The 3,579-nt window shown below is 51.8% G+C and carries 2 protein-coding genes; both read left to right on the top strand.

The window, feature by feature from the left end; translation table 11 throughout:
* Positions 1-470 precede the first annotated feature (470 nt).
* Entirely contained in the window at positions 471-980 is a 510-nt protein-coding gene (gene thiW / locus HMPREF9453_RS05090; RefSeq protein WP_008859492.1) for an energy coupling factor transporter S component ThiW, read from the top strand.
* Between the two features lie 298 nt (positions 981-1,278).
* Positions 1,279-3,081, top strand: a complete 1,803-nt coding sequence (locus HMPREF9453_RS05085; RefSeq protein WP_008859491.1) for an S-layer homology domain-containing protein — start codon at positions 1,279-1,281, stop codon at positions 3,079-3,081.
* Positions 3,082-3,579: the final 498 nt, after the last annotated feature.

The raw sequence follows: 3,579 nt of genomic DNA, 5'->3' as shown, positions 1-3,579 counted from the left end.
AAAGTAAATCCCGTAACGTTCTTGCGTCCCCTTTAGGGGAAGAGGGCCACGAAGTGGCGAAGGGATGTACGAGGGTAAGAATGATTATGATACTCGATGTGGACGTGACCGCCGAAAGGCGGCATTATAATACTCATCGCCCGTAAGGGCGATACCACAACCCTCGGCCCGAAGGGCCGTCAAACTTACGAACCCTCCGGCCGTCAGGCCGGTCAATCCTAAGAACCTTTCCCTTCACAACCCTTCGACACAACCTGCGGCGCAAGCCGCGCCCCCTTTTTATTGCGGCGTCAGCCGCCACAACAACCCTCGGCCTGAAAGGCCGTCAAACCTAAGAACCTTAAGAACCCTCGGGGCGAAGCCCCGTCAACCCTCACACCGCAGGTGTGTCCAAAGGCGGAGCCGCCCCCTTTTCACCCACATGTCCAAGTGCTATGCTATACATAAATCATTCCATACAGGAGGCAGCGATGAACTACACAGAGGACAAATCATATCGGAAATGGATACTGGCAGCCCTTTTGACGGCGGCGGGGGTGCTTCTTTCGCCTTTGTTTTCCTTTCCCCTGGGGGTGACCCGGGCTTTTCCACTGCAGCACATGATTAATATTTTCCTGGCCGTGCTCTGCGGCAGCCGGTATAGCACTTCGGCGGCGTTCTGCACGTCGGTGATTCGAAATCTTCTGGGCACCGGAAGCCTTCTGGCTTTCCCCGGATCCATGGTAGGCGCCTTCCTGTCTGGGTTCCTCTACAGCCGGCTTCATACCCTGTGGGCGGCGGTGCTGGGCGAGTTTGTAGGCACCTCCCTCATCGGCGGCCTTCTGTCCTATCCCATTGCGGCCCTCTTTATGGGCTCTTCCAAAGGGGCTCTCTTCTATGTATCCCTCTTTTCTATTTCCTGCGGCGCCGGCTGCGTCATTGCCTATGTGGTTTTGAAAAGTGCCCGGTTAATTCAAACGGAATTCATCAAAACGAAATAAAATACAGCTTCTTTATGAAATGAAATGCCCTTTCAAAGGGAAAAACAGAGAAATATTCTCAAAAGAGACCTGAATCAGGTCTCTTTTTTTATGGAAGCTATATGATTTTTAGTGCGAAAAATAGGGTATCCTTGCTGTTTTAGCATCAGGTACTAATTCCTATTGACAAACTATTTCATTCCAGTGTATAATGTTTTAGTTTCATGAGCTGAAAATCATTCAATTTCATACTAACGTTTTAAAAATAAAAATCCATTTGAGAATTTAGAGAGCTTACCGAAAGCTCCGGGGAGAGAAAATGAACCACTGCCTTCTGAAAACCACACTGGCTGCCCTCTTTGCAGCCACCGCCTTCAACGTTTCCGCTGCCAATCCCTTTGCTGATGTAGATACATCCTCCTGGGCCTACCAGGCTGTATCCCAGCTGTCTGATCAGGGTGTGGTGGATGGATATCCTGACGGTACATTCAAAGGGGATAAGAATGTAAGCCGTTATGAACTGGCCCAGATCATTGCCCGCCTTATGGCTAAGGAAGAAAGCTTGAATGACAGCCAGAGAGCCACAGTGCAGAAGCTTTCTGCTGAATACGCCGGCGAACTCCAGAGCCTGGGCGTCCGGGTGAAGGAACTGGAAAAGAAGACAGGCAATCTGTCCAACATTACGGAAATCCGGGTGCAGGACATTCCCCGCTATGACAATGTATACAAAGACAATAAATCCAGCCACGATGAACTGAGCCTTCGGGTACGTCTCAATACCATGGCCACTGTCAATGACAGAAGCACCGTGTACAGCCAGCTGGAAACCACGATGAGTATGAATGGCTCCACTCCCTTTGCTCCCAACCGTCAGGACTGGTCCAGCCGTGAAAGCACTGATTCCGACAAAACAAGGACCGGATACGGCGACGGCGACTTCCACATGAACCGCCTGTGGGCTACCTACCACTTCGGACCGAAACAGGATACCTCCAAGCTTCCCTTCGGACCGTCCAAGAACCTCATCGGCATCGGCCAGTTCCCCGTTAAAATGGGCGTTACCGGCTACACCTACGACGGCCAGTTCAAAGGCGCCTTCATCTCCTTCGGCGACTACCGCCAGGGCGGCCGCTTCACCATCGCCCATGGCCGGGCTACGGATATCAACTATAACTACACAGGACCCATGGTAAGAGGCATGCCATTAAAAGACAGCACTGGAAGTGCAGGTCTTATCAGCGCTATGATGGATGCAGGAAAAAATAATCCAAAACTGCAGGCTATGCAGAAGCAGCTGGCTGCTGGAGTTGAATCTGCAGTTCAGCAGAAAATAACAGAAATGACAAATGCTGGAATTAAGCCAACCCCTGCACAGATACAGGCTATTAAATCTGCAGCAAAGGCAGCAGCTATGGATAAGGCAGTTACAGCGCTTACCAGTCAGAGCGGAATGTACGTCAATAATGATTATTACTATCCCATGGGACAAGATGTTCAGGAAAGCTGGGGACAGGACGAAGATGTTCCGGTAACCTATGCTTCCTACATTTTCAAGAAACCCCAGCAGTGGGAATTCCATGCCTACGGCATGACTGCCAATGGCCCGGTAGGTAAAATCTGCAGAGCCTACGGTTTTGCCGGCGCCTACTATGTCACCCCCATGTGGCATGTACAGGGCGAATATGTGAAGAACGTAAGAAAACTGCCGCTGAACAATGAACGGCCCTACAGCTTCAACTACGGTCTCCACTACGGCACCGCCGATGTACTGAAAGGCGGTTCCTATGAATTCGGCCTGGACTATGTGTACAGCCAGGCAGGCACCTACTTTGGCGGCTCCTCCGATGACATTGTGGACCAGTACATGGGCCATATTTATAAAAACTGGCATGGCATGAAGAACGTACCTGCCTACATTGCCAATGTAATGGAAGATAAAGCAAATGGTACCTACTCTTCCAATAAGAACTACGGCGGCGCCAAGTTCTTCCTGGCCAAAGCCTCCTTCGTTCCCATGAGAGGCCTTATCATTGACGCAGAATACGGCTTCAACGCCAAGGACATGGGCGGCCGGAAGATGGACAACATGTTCATGCTGAAAGCAACCGCTTATCTGAAATAAAAAAGGCATCAAAAAACCGGATGAGAAATCATCCGGTTTTTTCGTGTGCATGGTATGGATAAGCCCCTTTAGGGCTTGAGGGTTCAGGCGCCTTTCGGAGCCAGGGAAACCATGGGTTTTTGTGAAGAATCGGCGGGAAGCTGTATTCCCGAAGGTTGATGTGCACATCCTGCATAGGATGTGCAAGTCGGCCGAAGTTGGCCCCTAGCCTGCCCATAAAAGGGCCTTCCATTTAGTCGGCCGACCGTGGTCTTTCGCGGGCGAGGGTTGATGGCGCCGCCGGGCCTTTGGCCCTGGGCTGCCAGGGTTCTGTCCGGGACCGGCTGACGCCTTCCGGACGGGTTGAGGGCTCCGCCCTCGGGAGGTATGAAGTATTGTGGAGGTCCTGCATAGGACCTCCAAGTCAGCCAAAGTAGGCCCTTAGCCTGCCCATTAAAGGGCTTACCTATTGGTTGGCTGACCGTGCCCACTGGGGAGGTACGGCGCCTTCGGCGCCAT

This window comes from Dialister succinatiphilus YIT 11850, from assembly GCF_000242435.1.
GTDB classification, from domain to species: Bacteria; Bacillota; Negativicutes; order Veillonellales; family Dialisteraceae; genus Dialister; species Dialister succinatiphilus.
Note: the sequence above shows the minus strand (reverse complement) of the source record. Positions and strands in the feature narration are given on the sequence as shown.